Origin of the sequence: Streptococcus mitis (assembly GCF_002096845.1) — a bacterium.
Taxonomy (GTDB): Bacteria; Bacillota; Bacilli; order Lactobacillales; family Streptococcaceae; genus Streptococcus; species Streptococcus mitis_A.
The window spans coordinates 88,064-109,594 of sequence record NZ_NCVK01000059.1 but is presented as its reverse complement, the minus strand read 5'-3'; the positions used below and the strand labels follow the sequence as shown (position 1 = coordinate 109,594).

Here is a 21,531-nt window from a genome sequence, read left to right as displayed (position 1 = left end):
ATTTACTCAAGAAGTTCCAATTAAATTTCTTATAAAAAATTGTATAGCGATTTTGCCTATTCTCGCTATGTTCATATAAAATTCCGTATTCTCCGTCACCTAAGTCTTGTAATGAATTATATGCAAATTCCCCACCTTGAATTAGATTATGCTTCAGCCAAGTTAACTCGCCATTTTTCTCAACACGTGCCAAGTGAACTAGACCATCTTTTCGTTCGCGTCCTGGTCCAGCAGCATTGCTAAGAATAATATACTCTTTCCCATCATGCATAGTATGAATAGCTGACATTTGCACATAGGCATCTTTTACTTCTGGATAACGTTTTATTGTTTTCTCCCAAGTCACTCCACCATCTTTACTAGTAGCAACCTGAAGATCTCCAGTCAAGCCACGCATGAAGAGTTTGACATCACCATTATTTAATTGAAGAACAGTTGATTCTGTATTTTGAGCGCCACTATTATTCATATTAGACGAGTGGATGACACTATTTCCAACAGGTCGATTATCATTTGGGGCTTCTCCAGCATGCCAAGTTACCCCATGATCATCCGAATAAATTAGACGCGAAGACTGCGAACCACCTAAATGCGAAATACTGTTTGTTGTATAAGCTGGTACCAATATCCGTCCCTTATGCTCACCTGTACGTAATACAATACCTGTTCCAGGACCTGTTCCAAGGAATTTCATCCAATCTTGTCGAATCCCTGGTGTGATATCTTTCGGTGCAGACCATGTTTTACCATCATCATCACTATAAGACATCCATAAATAGCTAGTATTTGCAACTCTAAAAGGATTTTTCGTACTTTGTGCAAAGTAAACATTACCAATTAAATCCTTCCCTTTATACAAATCACCTTTGTCGCTATATCCTAGTTTTTTGGGATTTACTACAACATGATAATCTGTTTTTTGATTTTTAGAATTATAAACTTCACCATTTTCACGAATTGTATAATATCCTTTTTCGCCTGTTTTATATAAAATTTGATACGTTTTATCCCCTATACGCTCGTATGCTTTTTCAGGTTTAGCAGGCATACCAAATACTGCTTTTCCTTCTGGGAACATATCATAAACCGAAAAGATTCTCTTAGTTTCCGGATCTTGAACTAATACCATATCAATATTTAATGGCGACGGAGCAGTTTTGTCTTTGGCATCTGGATTATCACGAAGATTAGAAATTGTTATTCTATCTCCCCACGTCTCTCCTCCGTCCTGACTTCGACGAACTACCATACCAATATCTCCCCAATCTGCGAATTGTAAACGTCTTTCATCCGCTCCGGCAATTAATGTGCCTTTATCTGTTTTTAGCAGTGCTGGAATTCGGTAAGTATTAATTCCATCCTTATTCAATCCACCATTTACACCACTTACAAAAACTTCCTTCTTCTCTGTAATTTTTGCACTTTCCGATGATTTCACTTCTAAATCCGCTATAGGTCCTGATACAGATGTTCTACTTTCTAAAGTAGTTTCAACCTTATTTGCATCAATATTAGTATTGGTTTCTTGTGCTAATACTGGTGAAATACCAGACAAGACCGAGCCGATAACTATAGAAGCAACTCCGATAGTAAATTTTCTAATACCATATCGGTTTTTACGATTAATAAAACTCTGATTCATATAACTCCTCCGACGCTTTTGCTAAGCGCTTTTTTAAAATTTTTGAATTAGTTAAAAAGTTAGCACTGGAAAGCAATTCAACTAATACGATTGCTTATTCTTGATTAATCTATGACTCTCTAAAAGTAATTATTTTATTTCCTAAAAATCTAGATTTTTCTTTATTATACAATAAAACAATATATTTTTCTACATTAATCTACAATAGATTCTATTTTCAGAAATATTTTTATACTTCTATCTTCTTTAAACGTACTTTCGACTTCTATAACAAAAAGAGAAATAATATATTCTCCAATGTCATTAAGTTAGGACTAGGCTTTCTCCTTCAATAAAGAGTGTAAACGATAACTCCTGAGCCTTTTGTTCCATATTTTTCTCTTTTCGCTTTACAATTAGCTTGAACACCTTTACTGTATCGCGTTTGGAATTTTTTGAGTATAATCTTCGACGCGCACTCGCATAGCGAGTGGTTTATTTTATATGAACATAAAAGTTCAAATAACAACTGAAGAAAAATTATCTATCTTTTCGCTTATAAGAAATCATTACTCCAAGGATCATTCCCACAAAACCAAGCAAAACTGTTGTTATTGATTTATTTTCACCTGTATTTGGTAACTTAGACTGCTCATTATTACTTACTTTATTCTCTAATCGATTAGATTCAGAGTTTTCATTTGTAGATAACAATTTAGATGACAGTGAAACTTCTTCAGCCTTGTTCTCTTCTGTAGGATTTTTAAATGGTGGATTGTCAATGGAGTGTCGGAAAGTCATCGCATAAATACTAGAATTGTTAATTTCAAAAATAATCTTTCCATCTTTTTGTTCGAATTCAATAGTGTGTAGTTTCCCTTCTGGATCTACAGCATAAACATTCTCAACTGACTGATCCGTAGCAAAAGTAACTAGGACTTTTCCGTTAGGCTGAACAGTTCTAGCAGCTGTATCCTTCAATTGAAGATCAAATGCTTTATAGTTTAATGAACTTAAATCACTAACTTGAACTTCTTGAATTTGAATACCTATCACATTTTTCAATACTTCTTCTGAAGCTTGAATTTGCACACTTCCTGCTTCATTTTTGAAAATACGTTGTGAACTAGCAATTCTTGTGATAACTTGTTTCATTGTTGCTTCATTCTTACTATCTCTATTGTTATCATGCATAGGACTTGCTACCACATTCACTCCGCCTGTGAAGTTCTGTTTTTCAACTGTTAGGGCCGAGTCTTCTGCTATTGCTAATGAACCCTTATACTCTGGCATTTCTAGTATAGGAGATTCACCTCCGTTCACTCCGCCTGCGAAGTTTGGAAGGTAATGGATCTCAGCATCCGCACCATTCACGCCACCTTTAAACTCTGGCTTAGCTACTGTAGGAGCTGGAGAATTACCTAATGTGGATAGGAAGCCTCTGTACTCTGAAACTTCTGTAACGAGGGAGGCGCCTCCATTCACTCCGCCTGTAAAATCTGGCTTAGCTACTGTAGGAGCTGGAGTGTCTCCTAATGTGGATAAAAAGCCACTATACTCTGGAACTTCTGTAACAAGGGATTCGCCTCCGTTAACTCCGCCTGTGAAGTCATGCCGTTCAACTGTTGGAGCCGAGTCTTCTCCTGAGCTTGATAATGTATCACCCATATACTCTGGCTTAGCTACTGTAGGAGCTGGAGTGTCTCCTAATGTGGATAGAACACCGCTATACTCTGGAACTTCTGTAACAAGTGAGTCGCCTCCATTCACTCCGCCTGTGAACTCATGCTGTTCAACTGTTGGGGCCGAGTCTTCTCCTGAGCTTGATAATGCACCCGTATACTCTGGGATTTCCAGTATAGGAGATTCAGTGAAAGGAACTCCTCCTGTGAAATCTGAAAGATGATAGACCTCAGCATCCGCACTATTGACTCCACCTCTAAACTCTGGCTTAGCTACTGTAGGAGCTGCAAAGTCACCAGATGTACCTAAAATACCAGAATCTTCTTTTCCACTATCTTTTTTTGGATCTAATTTCCCAGCTAAATCCTTATCCGAATCCTTCTTAGAAGGTTCCACTTCTTTATCTTCCACATAGACAGGATCTTTTGGTTGACCCTCAATATAAGAACGAACCCAATCCAGCTGCTCTTTTGATAAAACCAAACCACCACTGCGGCTTCCTACAACACCATTTTGGTGAACTCCAATTAAAGCACCTTTATCATTATAAAGACCACCACCAGACGCTCCAGGTTTCGTACCTCCATAGCTAATTCCCTCTATTCCAGAACCGAAGTCTGTAATTCCTACTACTTTGCTATCTAAAACTGGACTTAGCTTGTTATCTGGAAAACCATAGACCGAAACTGAATCCCCCTCTGCAACTTTCGAAGATTGTTTTACAACCTCTACAGGAGTTGATCCTTTTACCTCTTCTTTTAATCGAACCAAAGCTAAGTCATTTTTAAATCCAAATACTGAATCTTTCTTATTCCAATAAACAATATCATCATCTGAAAAATTCACAGACAACCCATTCGGTAAAGTTGCTTTATACACTGTATTGGTGCGACCAGATTTAGTAACTACCTCAGAACCTTTAACTGTTAAGAAATTATGAGCGACTGTTAACACCAAATTTGGTGCAATTAAAGTACCTGACCCCGACCCATCTGGCGTTTGAATGTGCGTTGTAGCATAGAAATTTTCTGAGCCATTCGGAGCTTGTAACACCTCTTTACTAGGTACAGGTAAATTCGATTTACCACTCAAATCGACTTTACCAACTTCAGTTCTTGCAAAATCCGAAGATGAACTAGACGAAGGAGTTACCGAATCTACTACCGCTCTTATAATTGTATCACCCAAAGCTAACTTACTGACATAGTCATCAGGCCAACTTGTATCACTTGCTAATTTGTTAATTGGCACTCCGTTATAAGATACCACTTTAGCTGTTGGAGAAGTTGCTATTAACTGTTTGAAGTCCGGATTTTGTCTTAAATGAAAATTCAAACCACTTCCAACAGGTCCTTCCTGAACAACCTTATCTGAAATCAAACGAGTTCCTTTAGTGTCTTCCACTCGAAGTAGAACACGACCTTTTTCTTCACCTTTTACTAAGGTAGCACGACCTTTTTCATCAAAACTATACCAAGCACCGTCAATCTCAGACTCTACATCTTTTAAAGCTATATGATTTTCATCATAGTAGTAACGGTTTGCACCATCTATATACCAGCCTGTGATAGCATATTTATCAATCATTGACTGAATCCAAGCTCTGTGCTTTTCCGTAAAGATAGTACCACCACCAATACGCTCACTCTCAGAAGCACTTGGAGTATTTGTTCCGTGCTGGTGGATACCGACTACCTCTCCCTTATCATTAAACAAAGGAGCACCTGAAAAACCTCCTAAAGCTGAGGAATGATAAGTGACTGCACCACTCTCTTTATTGATACTGCTTACAGTTGTTGAGACTGAATAAGCCTTACCGTCTTTCAAGCGAGCTTTATTCTCTTCACTTAAATTTGGAGTCGAAAAATCATTAGGGTAGCCGACCATAGAGATGCTATCACCCGTAGAAACCTCTTTATGACTTAGCTCTCTTGGTGAATCTTCTCCACCTGTCATAGCTTCTACAGGCTTTTTAGTAACTACTACCGCTAAGTCATTACCATATTCTTTACCAAAATTCTTCTCATCATACAAATGAATAGAACCCTTTTCAAGAGCTTCCGATACACCAGAAGTAGGTACTTTATTGCTCTTCTCCGTCTCTGAGTTCATCACCACATAACTACGAGCAGACTCCCCACCACGCAATACCGCAGACTTATCCTCTTGGTTTTTATCATAGTAGTTATGAGCTACTGTTACCATCACATTCGGCGCTACAAAGACACCGCTTCCTGATGCGGTTTGTTTTCCACTTGTTCCGCTATCATAAGTGGTATAAGTCATAGCAACACCTTCTGCAGATTTACTATGAACATCCACATCGTGAATATCGCTACCACCTTGAATGACATCAGCATAAACAACCCCACCACCAATAACTGGTAACTCTGGTGCAGCTAAGCCAAGCACTGCTGATAATGTCAAGCAACCAACCAAACCATAAGCTTTGGATTTACGAAATTTCCCTAAACCCTTTAAACATACAAACATACATTACCTCACTTTAACTTTCAAAGTTAATTTATCCAAGTATATTCTAAAAAATAAAATATTACAGTTTCCATTAGCATAACACTCTCTACTTTGATTCTTACAATAAAAATAGACATAGACTATTTTGCTACTTTACAAATGATATTTAAGTACTGTATCTCCAAGAATATAGTTTTTTATAAGATATTATCCTAATCAGAAAACCATGTTATACATAAACTTATATATAAATGTTCATTTGTAGCGAAACTGTATATTTTCTTATAAATTATAACACATTTCACAGGCGATTTTCAATGTATTGAAAGAACTTATACCAAACTAGATAGAAAATGAATTGTTTGACACCAAGGTCAAGAAAAAAACTTATACTAAATGAAAATCAAAGAGCAAACTAGGAAACTAGCCGCAGGCTGCTCAAAACACTGTTTTGAGGTTGCAGATAAAGCTGACGTGGTTTGAAGAGTATAAGATAACTGATCACTCTCCGCTGATTCATACTAATTAAAAATCAAAAAAACAGAAATTGCAGCTTCGAAGTATTCGTATTATAGTCCATATTAAGAACTCTATCATTCTTTCTCTAAAATACAGTGATAGCTATAAAAGCTGTTGAATTTCAAAGTATATATGAACTAGAATATTTGCTGACTAGACTCTGTACAAAAAGAGAGCTACTGGGCTCTCTCATTCATCATTTTATATACTTAAAAGGAATCTCACTACCACAGAGCCAATTGTAGACTTGGTCATTGACAAATACATTCATAGCTTCATGGGCATACTCCGGCATGATGCGATGGGCTTTATCGCAGGTCAGACGGTTGTATATCGCAAACTGGGTAATAGGATAGCAAACATCATCGTCCAAGCCCGTAATCATCTTAACCTCACCCTTGATACGATGGGCAAGATTTTTCACATCGATATAGGCAAGGGTCGCCATGATTTTCTCCTCAGTTTCATGGAAGGGGTCGTGAAACTTGAAATAACGGAAAAGTTCGTCGTAAGCCTCGCTAGTATTACCAATCTCAAGCACTCGTCTGAAGTCTGACAAGAAAGGATAGATGGCAACTGTTTTCTGAATCCGAGGATTGAGCGCTGCCGCAACCAAGGCTAGAGCCCCTCCTTGCGAGGCACCATAGCTAGAAAGGCGCTTCTCATCTACCTGAGGCAGACTAGTAACAATTTCGACCAACTGGTAAATATCCAGATAAATATCCTTATAAAAGAGGTGATCCCGACCTTCCACAGCCCCACGGATAATATGTCCCTTAACCGTATTTCCTAGAGGAGAACGCAAACCGTCCTGTGAATAACCTGACTGGCCCCGCACATCCATGGAAACAACACCGTAACCAGCCACGGTGAAGGCCAGCATGTCGGCCCAGTCCCAGCCACGTCCCATATAACCATGGAAATGGAAGATTATCGGAACCTTCTCCTCACTCTTTGGAAGAACGACGCGTGCATAGACCTTACCTTCATTACTTCCTTCAAAAGTGAGCTCATAGCACTTGACTTGAGGAATGTGGAAATTTCTTTCCTCCAAGTTGTAGGCTGGAAAAGTTGAAACTTTTTTCACTTCCTCATCCCAGAAAGCATCAAAGTCTTCTGGAACCTCATCTCTTCCTAGATAGGTCTTAATTTCTTCTAATAAAGCCGGATTTTTCATAGCATGCTCCTTTTATTTTGTAATCGTTATCACAACTGTAGCATATCTAGAAAAGCAATGCAAGAAAGAAAAGCAAATAGAAAGTGATTTTAGATTCTTTACTTTTAGGATGATGGACTGAAAGTAGTTTTAGAAACGAAAAAAGAGCATTTCTGCCCTTCTTCTCTGTTCAATCTTATTTTGTTGCTTCTTTCTTTTGGAAAGTGGTTTGGTAATTTACTTTAATCGTTACTGTCATGTGAGAGTCCTCGTTTCTTTTTGATGACTCTAGTATAAGGGCCAAACCTGAAAGCTAGCTTAAGATTTCCTTAGAGAAAGCTTAATCCAGATGTTCTCTCTTTTCCAAATGAAGAGCAATCATGCGCCACTCTGGATCCTCTTGCCAGCCTTCTATGGAACTAATGTAGCTAGCAACCTTTCTGGCTTCTTCTAAAATCGGAAAATCCTCGATAATATCAGCCACTTGGAACTCTGGGAGACCTGACTGTCTGGTTCCAAAAATCTCACCTGAACCCCGCATTTTCAAATCTTCCTCCGCAAGGACAAATCCATTGGTCGTTTCTGTCATGATGCGCATGCGGTCTTTCCCAGAATCAGTCTTGGGATTGGCAACGAGAACAGCATAGGACTGCTTGTCTCCCCGACCGACACGACCTCTGAGCTGGTGAAGCTGGCTGAGCCCGAAGCGATCCGCATCCATGATAATCATGACGGTCGCATTGGGAACGTTGACCCCAACCTCAATAACCGTTGTCGAAACCAGAATATCTGTTTTTCTCTCTTTGAAATCCTGCATAATCTGGTCTTTTTCGTCACTCTTCATCTTACCATGTAGAAGAGCCACTTCTGCCTTACCTGCAAAATGAGCTGTCAACTCCTCAGATAAGGCAATAGCATTTTTCAAATCCAGAGCTTCTGATTCTTCAATCAAGGGAGAGATGACATAGGCTTGAGAACCTTTTTGAATTTCCCCCTCTAACCAAGTCAAGACCTGAGGTAATTGCTCATGTTTGACCCAGCGTGTCACAATAGGCTTCCGTCCTGCTGGCATCTGGTCAATAATGGAAACATCCATATCGCCAAAGGCTGTGATAGCCAAGGTTCGTGGTATGGGAGTCGCCGTCATCATGAGGACATCTGGGTTGTCGCCTTTTTCTCTCAGAACACGCCTTTGCCCTACACCAAAGCGGTGCTGCTCATCGATGATAATCAAGCCCAGACGAGCATAATCTACCCCATCCTGAATCAGAGCGTGGGTTCCGATAATCAAATCAGCTTCACCCTCGGCAATAGTCTCCAAGACTTCTCTCTTTTCTGCAGCTTTCAAGGAACCTGTCAAGAGAGCCAGTTTCGAGTTAGGAAAAAGGTTCTGTAAACTCTCAAAGTGTTGCTCTGCAAGGATTTCTGTCGGTACCATGAGGGCTGCTTGGTAGCCAGCCGTCACTGTCGCATACATAGCCAAGCCAGCGACTACCGTTTTCCCGCTCCCCACGTCCCCTTGTAGAAGACGATTCATGTGGTGGTCGGACTTCATGTCGGTCAAAATTTCCTGCAAACTCTTTTCCTGAGCTGGGGTCAGGGAAAAAGGAAGGCTTTCTTTGACTGCTGTCACTTTTTCCTGAGACCAATCCAGAACCAGACCGCTTCCCTGAACTCTATTTTCAGACTTGAGCATCTGCAACTGCATTTGGAAGTAAAAGAGTTCCTCAAACTTGATACGGCGAAGGGCCTGCTTGTATTCTGGCAAATCCTTGGGGAAATGCATGGCACGAACAGCCTGACAACGGGACATGAGTTTGTATTTGTCCAGTAAAGACTGGGGAAGATTTTCCTCAATCAAGAGGTCCAGTCCCTGATCAAAAGCCGTCTTGATGACCTTGACCAGACTTGCCTGACTGATTCCCTGAGCCAAGCGATAGACAGGTTGGAGGTCATCTTCCACCTGAGCCAGGACCTTCATTCCTGTCAGGCTGGCCTTGGCACGGTCCCACTTCCCAAAAACAGCAAGGGTTGCTCCCAACTCTATCTTGTCTGCTAGATAGGGCTGGTTAAAGAAATTCACCGCAAAAACAACTTCTCCCTGCTTGAGGCTAAAGCGCAGACGATTGCGCTTGAAACCATAATACTGGACACTAGCAGGAGTCACGACTTGACCAGAAAGAACCGCCTTCTCACCGTCTTCTAGTTCCAATACTTGCTTGGTTTTGAAGTCTTCATAACGGAAAGGAAAGTAGAGCAAGAGGTCTTGCAAGTTTTCAATTCCTAGTTTAGCGTACTTCTCTGCTGACTTTGGTCCCACACCAGGTAAGACATGCAAGGGTTGATGTAGATTCATGCTCCACTCCTTTCTTTTCTAATAATATTCTCTCGGAATGCGATCGCTGAGAAGACAAACCACCTCATAGTTAATAGTCCCACGGTAGGTCGCTACCTGAGTAGCTGTGATCTCCTTGCCCCCATTAGAACCAATGAGGGTGACTTTTGTTCCCAGCGGATAAACCTTAGGCAGACGAATGGTAATCTGGTCCATCGAAACCCTGCCGACAATTGGACAAGCTTGCCCATCTACCAAGACAGAGAAATTCTGCATGTCTCGTGTCCAACCATCCGCATAGCCAATTGGTACCGTCGCGATGACTTGCTCGCTATCCGCTTGATAAGTTGCTCCATAGCCCATGCAAGCTCCAGCTGAAACTGTCTTGACATGAACCAGAGCAGATTCCAAGATCAAGGCTGGTTTCAAGTCATAGGGCAAGTCCAAGACCTCTCCGCTAGGATTAAGACCATACATGGCATCTCCCATACGGACCGCATTAAAAATAGTCTCTGCATGCCAAAGGGTCGTTGCCGAATTACTGGCATGAACCAGCTCTGGAACTTCCTTCATACTGGCCAAAATAGTTTTAAACCGTTCTAACTGGGCATTAAAGTAGTCATCTGATTCCTCGTCTGCAGTAGCAAAGTGGGTAAAAATCCCTTCAACGCGAGCACCATGTTGTTGAAGCAAGGCTTGAGCCTGATCAGCTTCACTGGCATCTCTAAAACCAATCCGTCCCATCCCTGAGTCAATCTTGAGGTGAACTGTCAATCCAGTTAGGTCCGCTTCCTTATCTAAGAGTGCTTGAATCCACTCCAGTCCAGCCACAGTCAAGGTGATGTCATATTCTTTAGCAAGAGAAACAGCTTCGATTTCAGAAACTCCTAAAATTAGGATTTTCTTCCTGAGTCCAGCCTGTCTGAGTTCAATGGCTTCATCAATATTGGAAACGCAAAAAATATCAACATCATCTTGAATCGCCTTGGCAACGGCAACAGCCCCATGCCCATAGGCATTAGCCTTGACTACTGCAAATTTGAGCGTTCCTTGAGGTATATGAGCCCCCATTTGCTGAATATTTTGTCGAATAGCTCCCAGATGAATCAGAGCCTTGGTTGGTCTATGTGGACTAGCTTTCATGATTTTCCTCCAAAATGACACTGGCTGTCACAAACTTATCGGTATGGCTGATAGACAGCCAAATCTTTCCTGAAAATGGTGACTGACTAAAATAAGGCGCCCCGCGTTCATTGTTCAAGACTTCTAAATCCTGAAAACTGAGCTTTCCAATACCAGATCCCATAGCCTTGGAAAAGGCTTCTTTAGCCGACCAGCGACCAGCCAAATATTCAACCTGTCTGCGCCCTTTAAGACTGTTAAACCGTTCCATTTCCTTAGCGGTCAGCACGCGCTTGGCAAAGCCTTCATGTCGTGTAACTGCGCTTTCTATAGAAGCCAATTCTTCGATGTCAATTCCGTGTCCAACTATCATTCTCATCAAAAGGAGTTGAGATTCCCCAACTCCATCCTTTTCACTTATTTTGTCAAGGTAGCATAGATTTCTTCTACCAAAGCCTCTGTATTTTCCCAACCTAGGCAAGGGTCGGTAATAGAGCAACCAAAGACCTCTGGTTGGTTTTGACGACCATCTGCTAGGTAAGATTCAATCATAAAGCCTCGAACCGTCTTTTTGATTTTCTCGTTCCAATCACGATTTTGCAAGGTCTGGCGAACAATTCGAATCTGTTCCATATATTGCTTGCCAGAATTATCATGGTTGGTGTCAATGAGGATAAAGGGATTTTCAAGTCCCATGGCTTCATAGCGTTCAATGGCATTTAGCAGGGTTTCATAGTAAAAGTTAGGCTCATTTTTCCCATATTCATTAACTGCGCCACGAAGGATGACGTGGGCCAAGGGATTTCCTGAAGTCTCAACTTCTTGGCCATGAAAGAGGAAGGTCTGTTTGTTCTGAGCGGCATAGATACCGTTAAACATAACACCAAGATTTCCTGAGGTTGGATTTTTCATCCCCACTGGTGCATCAATTCCTGAAGCTACAAAGCGGTGCTCTTGGTCTTCCACAGAACGAGCCCCAACAGCATGGTAGCTGACCAAATCATCCACCAAGACCAGATTTGATGGATAAAGCATCTCATCTGCCGTTGTCAAACCTGTCTCTGTAATCACGCGGTAGTGCAACTGGCGCACAGCCTGCAAGCCGTTAATCAAACTTGGAGCTTTTGAAGTATCTGGTTGGTGTACCAAGCCTTTATAGCCGTCTCCGTTTGTACGAGGTTTAGCAGTATAAACACGCATGACCATGAAAATCTTGTCTGCCACCTTCTTTTGCAAGGCAGATAAACGACTGGCATATTCCAAGACAGCCTCTTCATTGTCAGAAGAGCAAGGACCAATCACCAAAAGGATACGGTCATCTTCTCCTGAAATAATGTCTGCCAATTCTCTATCACGGCGCTCCTTTAGTCGCAAGGCTTCCGCAGACAATTGGGTTTCAGACTTGATTGCTTCAATATCGATTTCTTGACCTTTTTCAATAAATGCCATCTTATTCTCCTAGCGTTTGGTAGATTTCTCTGACAAGGGCTTCTGTATTTTCCCAGCCTAGGCAAGGGTCTGTGATAGACTTGCCAAATACTTCCGGTTCGTTTTGACGGCCGTCTTCTAGATAAGACTCAATCATAAAGCCACGAACGTACTGCTTGATTTTTTCATTCCAATCACGGTTAATCAAGGTTTGGCGAACAATTCGAATCTGATCCATGTATTGCTTACCAGAATTATCATGATTGGTATCTACAATGATAAAAGGATTTTCCAAGCCCATTTTCTCATACTGTGAAATGGTATCCATCAAATTATCATAGTAGTAGTTAGGAATATTCTTACCATACTCATTGATTGCTCCACGAAGAATGGCGTGCGAAAGCGGGTTCCCAGTTGTTTCCACTTCTTTTCCTAGGAAAAGGAAACTTTGTTTGTTTTGAGCAGCATAAATCCCATTAAACATAACATTGAGATTTCCAGATGTTGGATTTTTAAAGCCAGTCGCGAAATCTGCCCCACTTGCCACAAAGCGGTGTTGCTGATCTTCAACCGAACGAGCACCAACTGCCATGTAAGAAATCAAATCATCTACAAGCGGAAGATTTTCAGGATAAAGCATTTCATCAGCTGTCGTCATACCTGTTTCTGTGATAACACGATAGTGAAGATGGCGAACGGCTTTGATTCCGTTGATAAGACTAGGCGCTTCTGTCGCGTTAGGCTGGTGAATCAAGCCCTTATAGCCATCTCCGTTAGTACGAGGTTTGGCAGTATAAACACGCATAACCATAAAGATACGGTCTGCTACTTCTTCTTGTAACGCTGCCAAACGTTTAGCGTACTCAAGGACAGCTCCTTCATTGTCAGATGAGCATGGCCCGATTACCAAGAGAATCCGCTGGTCTTCTCCACGTATAATGGCTTCTAGCTCTTGATCGCGCTGTGATTTTCTCTCCAAAGCTTGGCCTTCTAATTTTGATAAGGCACGAACTTCTTCAATATTAATTTTAGGACTTTTTGCTGTAAATACCATAACTCATCTCCTTATAAAGCAAACGGATACCAAGTAAAAAATTACTTTTCACAAGGTATCCGCCTCTAAACTATCTCATTTTATTGTCTTTTCCCGTGACAGTTTTTAAACTTCTTACCAGAACCACATGGGCAAAGTTCATTCCGTCCAATCTGGCTCAAATCCAGATTTTCTGGCATATTTGCTTGGTGGGCAGCGATATTGCGAGTCGCTGTTGTACTGATATGGTGTTCTGCTTGTGGTCTTTCTTGTTCATGAATTTGTGCTTTCATCATCAAGCGTGTCACATCAAACTCAATCGAACCAATCATGTCATTAAACATACGGAAACCTTCTGCCTGATACTCAACAACAGGGTTGTTCTGAGCATAGCCACGAAGTCCAACCGCGTTACGCAATTGATCGAGGGCATCGATATGATCTGTCCACTTGTTATCTACCACTCGTAGAATCAAAACTTTTTGGAATTCTTTAACTGCTTCTTCATCACGTAGTTTTGAAACCTGACTATCGTAAACCTTCAAGGCACGTTGGAAGAGCTCTTCCTTGATGGCCTTATCAGACAAGCCTGACAAGTCTTCCATCGTAATCGAATCTTCTGGAAGCAAGTTGTACTTAGCAAAGTTCAAAATTGCCTCGAGTTTTTCATCTTGTTTGGCACGCGCATGACCATCAACGACACGACCAATCGTGCGTTTGATCATAGCCTGAATTTCAGGTGCCAAGTCACGATCTGCAGTGATGACGTCGTAACGTTGAGCGTAGATAATCTCACGTTGTTCACGCATGACATCATCGTATTGAAGGACTTGTTTACGGGTATCGTAGTTATTTCCTTCAACACGTTTTTGCGCTGCTTCAACCTGACGCGTCAACATACGAGACTCAATCGCCTCTTCAGACATGTTGAGACGTTCAAAGATTCCCTTCAAACGTTCAGAACCAAAACGTTTCATCAAATCATCTTCAAGAGAGAGATAGAATTGTGACTCACCTGGGTCTCCTTGACGACCTGAACGTCCACGAAGCTGGTTATCGATACGGCGGCTTTCATGGCGTTCTGTACCAATAACACAAAGCCCCCCCAATTCGCGAACCCCTTCACCAAGCTTGATGTCGGTACCACGACCGGCCATGTTGGTTGCGATAGTAACGGCACCACGTTGACCAGCATTCATGATGATTTGAGCTTCTTTATAGTGGTTTTTAGCATTCAAGACTTCGTGAGGAACGCCAGCTGCAACCAATTTCTTAGAAATGTAGTCACTAGTTTCAACCGCTACTGTACCAACCAAGACAGGCTGACCTTTTTGGTAACGAGCCTTAACGTCTTCGACAACCGCCTTAAACTTAGCCTCGATACTTGCATAAAGAAGGTCTGAGTGGTCAATACGTTGAACAGGACGGTTGGTTGGGATTGGAATAACACGAATGTTGTAAATTTCACGGAATTCTTCTTCCTCAGTCTTACCTGTACCCGTCATACCAGACAATTTCTTGTACATACGGAAAAGGTTTTGGTAAGTGATTGAGGCAGATGTCTTGGTTTCATCCTGAATTGGCACACCTTCTTTAGCTTCAATGGCTTGGTGCAATCCATCAGAATAACGACGACCTTCCATGGTACGACCTGTAAATTGGTCAACGATCAAGATTTCTTGTTCTTCGCTCACAACATAGTCAATATCGAGAAGCATGATATAGTTGGCACGAAGGGCGTTATCGATAAAGTGAGTCAAAGCTACGTTTTCGATGTCATAGAGGTTTTCAAGTTTGAAGTAGCTTTCAGCCTTGTCAATCCCTGAATCAGACAAACCAATAGTCTTAGACTGCACATCGATGATGTAGTCGTCTTTGTCCAAAGATTTTACATAGTGGTCTGCCATGTGATACAACTGACTAGTTTCAACTGCGTTAGCACCTGATACGATCAAAGGTGTACGCGCCTCGTCAATCAAGATTGAGTCAACCTCATCGACCAAGGCATAGTTAAGCGGACGTTGTACCATGTTTTCAGCGCGAACAACCATGTTGTCACGAAGGTAGTCAAATCCGATTTCTGAGTTAGTTGAGTAAGTAATATCACACTCATAGGCTTCTTTTTTCTCCATTGGAGATTTGGCAGCCAAGTTAATCCCTACTGACAAACCCAGCCATGAGTACAATTCACCCATCTCAGTCGCGTCACGTTCTGATAGATATTCATTAACTGTAACTACGTGAACCCCTTTACCTGAAAGAGCATTGAGGTATACCGGCATAGTCGCAGTCAAGGTTTTTCCTTCCCCTGTACGCATCTCTGGCACGTCACCATGGTGAAGAACGATTCCCCCCATAACCTGAACCTTATATGGGAAGAGACCTAGGACACGTTTGGCACCTTCACGGACAACCGCAAATGCTTCATAAAGCAATGAATCCAGTGATTCTCCATTTTGATAACGTTCTTTAAATTCAACTGTTTTTGCTTTGAGTTGGTCATCTGTCAAAGCAGCCATTTGGTCTTCGTATTTGAAAACCTTGTCAGCCATCTTTTCCAGACGACGGATTTCTCCTTTATCATTTTCGATAATTGTTTTTAAAATATTAGCCATGTTTTTCCTTACTTTAAATTCCGAATATTTTAGAATGTTCTTTTAATTTTAGCACAATTACTGATTATTTTCAAGGAAGAATCCCCATTTTGAAAAGGAAAAAGAGGTTAGTTTCCAAGCTAACCTCTCTGACTTTTATGATACTTTAATTGCCAAAAATTGGCAAAATGGCAAATAGGATAAATAGATTAATCCAAAGAGAAAAACAGCAGATAAGTCCAAAAACAAAGAGACTGACTTTCTTGGACAGCAAGGCCATCAAAATAGACAGAATACCAAAAACTAGCAAGATTTTCTGCATGATTAAGAGATTGATAGATATTCCCAGAACTGGTTTATCCCAAGGAACAAAGAAGAAAGCAAGCCAGATAAGCAGAACTACCCCAATATAAATCTTGGAATAGCGTGTAATAAATGATTTTAGATGTGCCATAAGCTACCTCCTATAAATAAAAACCGATATATATCAATGCCTTCCACATTTAGACTTCCCTAGTTCCCGTCTCAAGCGAAACATTTTTTTGAAAAAGATATAGGTTACCCAAGAACTGGAAAAAGCAATAAGTAGTAATAATAGCCAAATGCCCCAAGACTTGATGTCTGCCACATTTCTCAAGACGATATTGAAAAGCAGGACTGAAAAAACTGTCCAAGCAAGGCTAAAAAGAGCATAGAGGGTGATGTAAATCCAGTAAAAATAGTAAAAAATTGGGAAAAATTTACTATCTCTGTTGGCCTTTTCAATCCAGCTGAAAAAGTAAAAACAGGGTAATAAGATTAACAATTTAAACAAATGTTCCATCATCAACACCTCTTTTTGATAGCGTTTTCTTTACCTTCATTCTATCAAAAAAATCTGGAAATGTCATTCCAGATTCTACTTTTTTATTTACGTTTTCTTGCGATGAGATGGATTGGTGTTCCTTCAAAGACAAAGGCCTTGCGGATTTGATTTTCCAAGAAACGCAGGTAAGAAAAGTGCATGAGCTCTTCTTCGTTGACAAAGATGACAAAGGTTGGTGGTTTAGTTGCCACTTGGGTCGCATAGAAAATCTTGAGGCGTTTTCCTTTGTCTGTCGGTGTTGGGTTGATGGCAATGGCATCCATAATGACATCGTTCAAGACAGCTGATGGAATACGTGTGTTTTGACTTTCACTGATTTGCTTGATCATCTCAGGAAGTTTGTGGAGACGTTGCTTGGTCAAAGCGGATACAAAGATAATCGGTGCGTAAGGCAGGTATTGGAACTGCTCACGGATATCTTCTTCCCAGTTTTTCATAGTGTGGTTGTCTTTTTCAAGTGTATCCCACTTGTTGACCACGATAATCATCCCTTTACCAGCTTCATGAGCAAATCCTGCGATACGCTTGTCGTATTCACGGATACCTTCTTCCGCATTGATGACCATCAAGACCACATCCGAGCGGTCAATAGCACGCATGGCACGCATGACAGAGTATTTCTCAGTATTTTCATAAACCTTACCAGACTTACGCATACCAGCTGTATCAATCATGGTAAACTCTTGACCATCTGTATCTGTAAAGTGGGTATCAATAGCGTCACGAGTTGTTCCAGCAACTGGACTAGCAATGACACGGTCTTCTCCCAAGATAGCATTGATCAAGCTTGATTTTCCGACGTTAGGACGACCAATCAAGCTAAACTTAATCACATCTGGGTTTTCTTCTTCATATTCATTTGGAAGATTTTCTACGATGGCATCTAGCACATCCCCTGTACCGATACCATGGACAGATGAGATAGGCAGCGGTTCACCCAAACCAAGAGCATAGAAATCATAGATATCATTTCGCATCTCAGGGTTGTCCACCTTGTTAACCGCGAGGATAACTGGTTTGTGGGTCTTATAAAGCTTACGGGCTACGTATTCGTCTGCATCGGTAATCCCTTCCTTACCAGACACGACAAAGACGATAACATCTGCTTCTTCCATGGCAATTTCTGCCTGGTGCTTGATTTGTTCCATGAAAGGAGCATCGACATCATCGATTCCTCCTGTATCAATCATGCTAAACGAACGATTGAGCCACTCACCCGTTGCATAGATACGGTCACGTGTTACTCCTTCGACATCTTCTACAATGGAGATTCGCTCACCAGCGATCCGATTAAATAGGGTTGATTTCCCAACATTGGGACGTCCTACAATGGCAATAGTTGGTAGGGCCATAATTTCTCACTTTCTACAATAACTTCTTCTGTTCAAGATTTTTTCTAGTTGAGCTTGGTTCAGCTTGACCAAACTGTTCTGCTAGACGCTGACTCCAGCTTGTGGTTGCACGCGCCCCAGCATAGTCAGCCTGTACACGGTCATAAGCTTCGATTGCATCAGTTGACTGTTCTCGGTATTCTTCCTCAAACACCACTTGATTCAATGGCAAGCGAGGTTTGACTTCATGTTCTTCATTTGGTATTCCTAGTGCCATCCCAAAGACAGGATAGGTGTAGTCAGGCAGATTAAAAAGCTCTGCCACCTCTTCTGACTTGTATCGAACTAAACCGATAATCACACCACCATAACCCAAGCTTTCAGCTGCCAATAGGGCATTTTGACCAGCAAGAGCCGCATCGACTGAACTAATCAAGAGACCTTCTACACCTTGAGGTTGGAAGGTATCCATATGGAGTCGTGCTCCCTTTTCTGCTCGGTTTAAATCTCCGACAAAGAGAAGAAAAACAGCAGACTGGCGAATGGCTTCTTGAGGCACCAATTCATACAAGGCATCTTTCTTTTCTTGACTTCGTACCACAATCACAGAGTAGGATTTGAAATTCTTCCAAGACGAGGCCATTTGGGCTGCTGTCAGGATTTCAGTCAAGTCTTCCTGAGGAAGGGCTTGTTCCTTAAATCTTCGAACAGACTTATGAGCTTTCATCAGTTTAATCGTTTCTGTCATCGACGGTTTACTCCTTCTAAACGAGTCTCCTCGGCCAAATAACGGATGCGTTCCATGACCCGTCTGGCTTCCCAGATTTCATCAGGTCCTTGTTTCACTTTAGCAAAATGCTTCTCCAAATCTTCAAAGTCGAAGTTGGACGTGAAAAAGGTCGGTAAATTTTCCTGCATCCGATATTGGAGAATGACTTGCAGGATTTCATCACGCACCCAAGGTGTTGATTGCTCAGCACCAATATCATCTAAAATCAGGACTTCAGACAGTTTAATCTCATCCACCAAGGTCTTGACATTACCATCACCGATAGCATTTTTGACATCAATGACAAAGCTAGGATAGTGGAGGAGAGTTGATGAAACACCGCGTTTTTCTGATAAATCATGGGCTAAGGCAGCCACCATGAAACTTTTACCCACACCAAAGTCTCCATATAGGTAAAGACCTTTTCGAATAGCTGGATATTGCTCCACGAAGGCTAATAGCTTTTCAAAAACTGGCAAGCGCCCCAAATCATCCAAGTCAACTTGAGCCAAACTAGCTTTCCTAAGACTAGCTGGTAGATTGATTAACTTGAGACGGTTCTTAATAGCCGCTTCTTTTTCAGCTGCAATTAGTTCCGGAGTTTCTTCATAAGAAACATCCGCATAGCCATGATTCATAACCAAAATAGGCTTGTAGCCTTTGGCAATATAATCCGTATCACCACGGAGAAACTTGTCACGCTCTGTAATATACTGATTAAACTTAGAGATACTGCGATTCAATTCCTCTGGACTGAGGGATTCTTGCTGGATAAAGGCCGCAACATCAGGATCCTTCATGATTTTCTGGACTAAATCTTGATAGTGAAAACGACTTGGTTGACGTTTGAGTACGTCTCCGACACTTTCCATCTAATCTCCTCCTTTTTCTAATCGAGCTAATAGTTCTTGTTTCTTACGTTCTAGTTCCAGACGAGTTTCCTCGCTGGTTTCATTTTTATAATCTGGATTGCTCCACTTGGGTACATTGGACTTGGCAGGACTCTGTTTACTGCCTTTTTGAGCCTGGCTCTTCTGCCCTCGCTCACGGATGCGTAAGACTGCCTCTTCTGCCGAATGAATCTTTTGATAGGCATAGTCATTGGCTACCTTCATGGCATATTTCTCATTGATATTTGCTGAATCCACCTTATTAAAGGTCAATAAGAGAATAATATTGATAACTTCGTCCAGCAAGCCCAAGCCAGCCATCTGTTGCAAGAGTTCTCTTTCTGTTTGGGTAATGGTCCCCTTGCGTGTTTGCTTGATTTCTGCCAGGAACTGCAAGGCCGTTTTACTTTTGGCTTCCTTGATAATGGTTGCTTCCTTAGGACTAAAGTCAGAGGAAATCAGTTTTTGAGCGATTTTTTCCCGCATGCGTTTGGTTGAAATAACCTGGGAAACAGCTGTTGACTTGGCCAATTGATAAGTTTCAAACCAAGTCCATTTTTTTTCCTCAGCAATGGCAAAGAGGTTTAAGACGTCGGATTGCTCATCCGCAAAGCGAAGCCCATCTCGAGCCATAAGCTGACGAAAATGGTCCAAGTCAAAATCGTTGGCCACTTTCTTCTTGAGACTAAGGTCTTCTTGACTTCCCAGTTCTGCCAAGTCTGGAAAGACTTGATTGAGTGAGACAGGTATTTCTTCTCCCTCAGCACTCTCAACTTTCAAATCCTCCACAGCGGTATCGCCAATCTTTTTCTCCAAGAGTCTACGATAAACAGGATGTTCCAAGAAATCCTGACTTGAAAGGGGAGCATGGAGAGCTAGCTGATAAACATCCCCCTTTTGATAGAGGGTTAAGAGATTGAAAGCAGATAGGATTTTCAAGGATTTTAAGAGTCTGTCCATCCCAAAGTTGAGATGATTGAGAATACTTGAAAAAAGATATTCCTTTCTGCCATTATCCCAAAAACTGATTGTATAAAGATAAAGGCTCAGCGCCTCCTGACCGATAATCGGGAGGTAGCACTGTACCAGAGATGAGGTATCTTGCGACACCCGATTATTCTTTAGATAAGAAAAACGGTCAATTGGCTTCATTTATCTTTCCTTTTTCTTTTTAGAGGACTGGGTGATTTGTTGGAGTAAGCTCTCTAACTCACTGACATCCTTAAAACTACGATAGACACTGGCAAAACGCACATAGGTAATCTCATCCAACTCAGCCAACTCCTCCATGACGAGTGAACCAATGTCCTCACTTTGAATTTCATTTTCATTTCGACCACGGAGTTTCTGTTCGATACGATTGACTACCATGTTGATTTCATCACTTGACACAGGACGTTTCTGGGCTGAGCGGATAATTCCATTAAAGATTTTATCTCTGGAGAATTGTTCCCGTGTGCCATCTTTTTTAACAACCACTAAGGTTCTTTCTTCTACCCGTTCGTAGGTTGTAAAACGGTGCTGGCATTCGTCGCACTCGCGTCTTCTACGAATAGTGTTCCCTTCTTCTGCTTGGCGACTATCGATAACACTTGACTTGGTAGCCCCACATTTTGGACAACGCATCCTTTCCCTCCTTATCGTTTTCTTTTCATTATACCATTTTTTAAGCGATTCCCAAAACAATTCTTCTTTTTGCTTGACAAGTTT

At 41.4% G+C, this 21,531-nt stretch carries 15 protein-coding genes and 1 pseudogene; all 16 read right to left on the bottom strand.

Going from position 1 to position 21,531, the window contains the following annotated elements; genetic code table 11:
- Position 1: 1 nt before the first annotated feature.
- Positions 2-1,630: pseudogene (locus B7695_RS09090) on the bottom strand (exo-alpha-sialidase); the annotation flags it as partial.
- 531 nt (positions 1,631-2,161) lie between these two features.
- The gene (locus B7695_RS09085) at positions 2,162-5,797 is read right to left on the bottom strand and encodes an SIALI-17 repeat-containing surface protein (RefSeq protein ID WP_084891254.1); all 3,636 of its coding nucleotides are present in this window, start codon (positions 5,795-5,797) and stop codon (positions 2,162-2,164) included.
- 697 nt (positions 5,798-6,494) lie between these two features.
- On the bottom strand, positions 6,495-7,475 hold the full coding sequence (locus B7695_RS09075; RefSeq protein WP_084891252.1) for an acetylxylan esterase: 981 nt from the start codon (positions 7,473-7,475) through the stop codon (positions 6,495-6,497).
- 319 nt (positions 7,476-7,794) lie between these two features.
- Positions 7,795-9,810 (bottom strand): ATP-dependent DNA helicase RecG, encoded by a 2,016-nt coding sequence (gene recG / locus B7695_RS09065; RefSeq protein ID WP_084891250.1) that lies wholly within the window; start codon positions 9,808-9,810, stop codon positions 7,795-7,797.
- Between the two features lie 18 nt (positions 9,811-9,828).
- Complete coding sequence (gene alr, locus B7695_RS09060) at positions 9,829-10,932, bottom strand: alanine racemase (protein ID WP_084891248.1); 1,104 nt, start codon at positions 10,930-10,932, stop codon at positions 9,829-9,831.
- Positions 10,922-11,284, bottom strand: coding sequence for a holo-ACP synthase (gene acpS, locus B7695_RS09055; RefSeq protein WP_192855776.1), 363 nt, complete (start codon positions 11,282-11,284; stop codon positions 10,922-10,924). Before acpS ends, alr begins: the two co-directional genes overlap by 11 nt.
- Positions 11,285-11,328: 44 nt before the next feature.
- Positions 11,329-12,360, bottom strand: coding sequence for a 3-deoxy-7-phosphoheptulonate synthase (locus B7695_RS09050; RefSeq protein WP_084891244.1), 1,032 nt, complete (start codon positions 12,358-12,360; stop codon positions 11,329-11,331).
- 1 nt (position 12,361) lies between these two features.
- Positions 12,362-13,393, bottom strand: coding sequence for a 3-deoxy-7-phosphoheptulonate synthase (locus tag B7695_RS09045; RefSeq protein WP_084891242.1), 1,032 nt, complete (start codon positions 13,391-13,393; stop codon positions 12,362-12,364).
- Positions 13,394-13,473: 80 nt separating this feature from the next.
- Positions 13,474-15,987, bottom strand: coding sequence for a preprotein translocase subunit SecA (gene secA / locus B7695_RS09040; RefSeq protein ID WP_033676535.1), 2,514 nt, complete (start codon positions 15,985-15,987; stop codon positions 13,474-13,476).
- A 145-nt stretch (positions 15,988-16,132) separates the two neighbouring features.
- Positions 16,133-16,420, bottom strand: a complete 288-nt coding sequence (locus B7695_RS09035) for a hypothetical protein (protein WP_084891240.1) — start codon at positions 16,418-16,420, stop codon at positions 16,133-16,135.
- Between the two features lie 33 nt (positions 16,421-16,453).
- A complete protein-coding gene (locus B7695_RS09030) occupies positions 16,454-16,789 on the bottom strand; it encodes a hypothetical protein (protein ID WP_192855775.1) in 336 nt (111 codons plus the stop codon).
- A gap of 83 nt (positions 16,790-16,872) precedes the next feature.
- Entirely contained in the window at positions 16,873-18,183 is a 1,311-nt protein-coding gene (gene der / locus B7695_RS09025; protein WP_001207696.1) for a ribosome biogenesis GTPase Der, read from the bottom strand.
- Positions 18,184-18,196: 13 nt separating this feature from the next.
- Positions 18,197-18,910: an NADPH-dependent oxidoreductase gene (locus B7695_RS09020; RefSeq protein WP_084891236.1), complete on the bottom strand. Its 714-nt coding sequence runs from the start codon at positions 18,908-18,910 to the stop codon at positions 18,197-18,199.
- Positions 18,907-19,803: a primosomal protein DnaI gene (dnaI, locus tag B7695_RS09015; RefSeq protein ID WP_084891234.1), complete on the bottom strand. Its 897-nt coding sequence runs from the start codon at positions 19,801-19,803 to the stop codon at positions 18,907-18,909. The genes B7695_RS09020 and dnaI overlap by 4 nt, the downstream gene beginning before the upstream one ends.
- A complete protein-coding gene (locus B7695_RS09010; RefSeq protein ID WP_084891232.1) occupies positions 19,804-20,973 on the bottom strand; it encodes a DnaD domain protein in 1,170 nt (389 codons plus the stop codon).
- Positions 20,974-21,447, bottom strand: coding sequence for a transcriptional regulator NrdR (gene nrdR, locus B7695_RS09005; RefSeq protein WP_001203672.1), 474 nt, complete (start codon positions 21,445-21,447; stop codon positions 20,974-20,976). It lies immediately after the preceding gene.
- Between the last annotated feature and the right edge of the window lie 84 nt (positions 21,448-21,531).

Bases quoted from the DNA above. Each gene is read 5' to 3' on its own strand.
- B7695_RS09085 (WP_084891254.1), bottom strand. From the start codon at position 5,797: ATGTTTGTATGTTTAAAGGGTTTAGGGAAATTTCGTAAATCCAAAGCT.
- B7695_RS09075 (WP_084891252.1), bottom strand. From the start codon at position 7,475: ATGAAAAATCCGGCTTTATTAGAAGAAATTAAGACCTATCTAGGAAGA.
- recG (WP_084891250.1), bottom strand. From the start codon at position 9,810: ATGAATCTACATCAACCCTTGCATGTCTTACCTGGTGTGGGACCAAAG.
- alr (WP_084891248.1), bottom strand. From the start codon at position 10,932: ATGAAAGCTAGTCCACATAGACCAACCAAGGCTCTGATTCATCTGGGA.
- acpS (WP_192855776.1), bottom strand. From the start codon at position 11,284: ATGATAGTTGGACACGGAATTGACATCGAAGAATTGGCTTCTATAGAA.
- B7695_RS09050 (WP_084891244.1), bottom strand. From the start codon at position 12,360: ATGGCATTTATTGAAAAAGGTCAAGAAATCGATATTGAAGCAATCAAG.
- B7695_RS09045 (WP_084891242.1), bottom strand. From the start codon at position 13,393: ATGGTATTTACAGCAAAAAGTCCTAAAATTAATATTGAAGAAGTTCGT.
- secA (WP_033676535.1), bottom strand. From the start codon at position 15,987: ATGGCTAATATTTTAAAAACAATTATCGAAAATGATAAAGGAGAAATC.
- B7695_RS09035 (WP_084891240.1), bottom strand. From the start codon at position 16,420: ATGGCACATCTAAAATCATTTATTACACGCTATTCCAAGATTTATATT.
- B7695_RS09030 (WP_192855775.1), bottom strand. From the start codon at position 16,789: ATGGAACATTTGTTTAAATTGTTAATCTTATTACCCTGTTTTTACTTT.
- der (WP_001207696.1), bottom strand. From the start codon at position 18,183: ATGGCCCTACCAACTATTGCCATTGTAGGACGTCCCAATGTTGGGAAA.
- B7695_RS09020 (WP_084891236.1), bottom strand. From the start codon at position 18,910: ATGACAGAAACGATTAAACTGATGAAAGCTCATAAGTCTGTTCGAAGA.
- dnaI (WP_084891234.1), bottom strand. From the start codon at position 19,803: ATGGAAAGTGTCGGAGACGTACTCAAACGTCAACCAAGTCGTTTTCAC.
- B7695_RS09010 (WP_084891232.1), bottom strand. From the start codon at position 20,973: ATGAAGCCAATTGACCGTTTTTCTTATCTAAAGAATAATCGGGTGTCG.
- nrdR (WP_001203672.1), bottom strand. From the start codon at position 21,447: ATGCGTTGTCCAAAATGTGGGGCTACCAAGTCAAGTGTTATCGATAGT.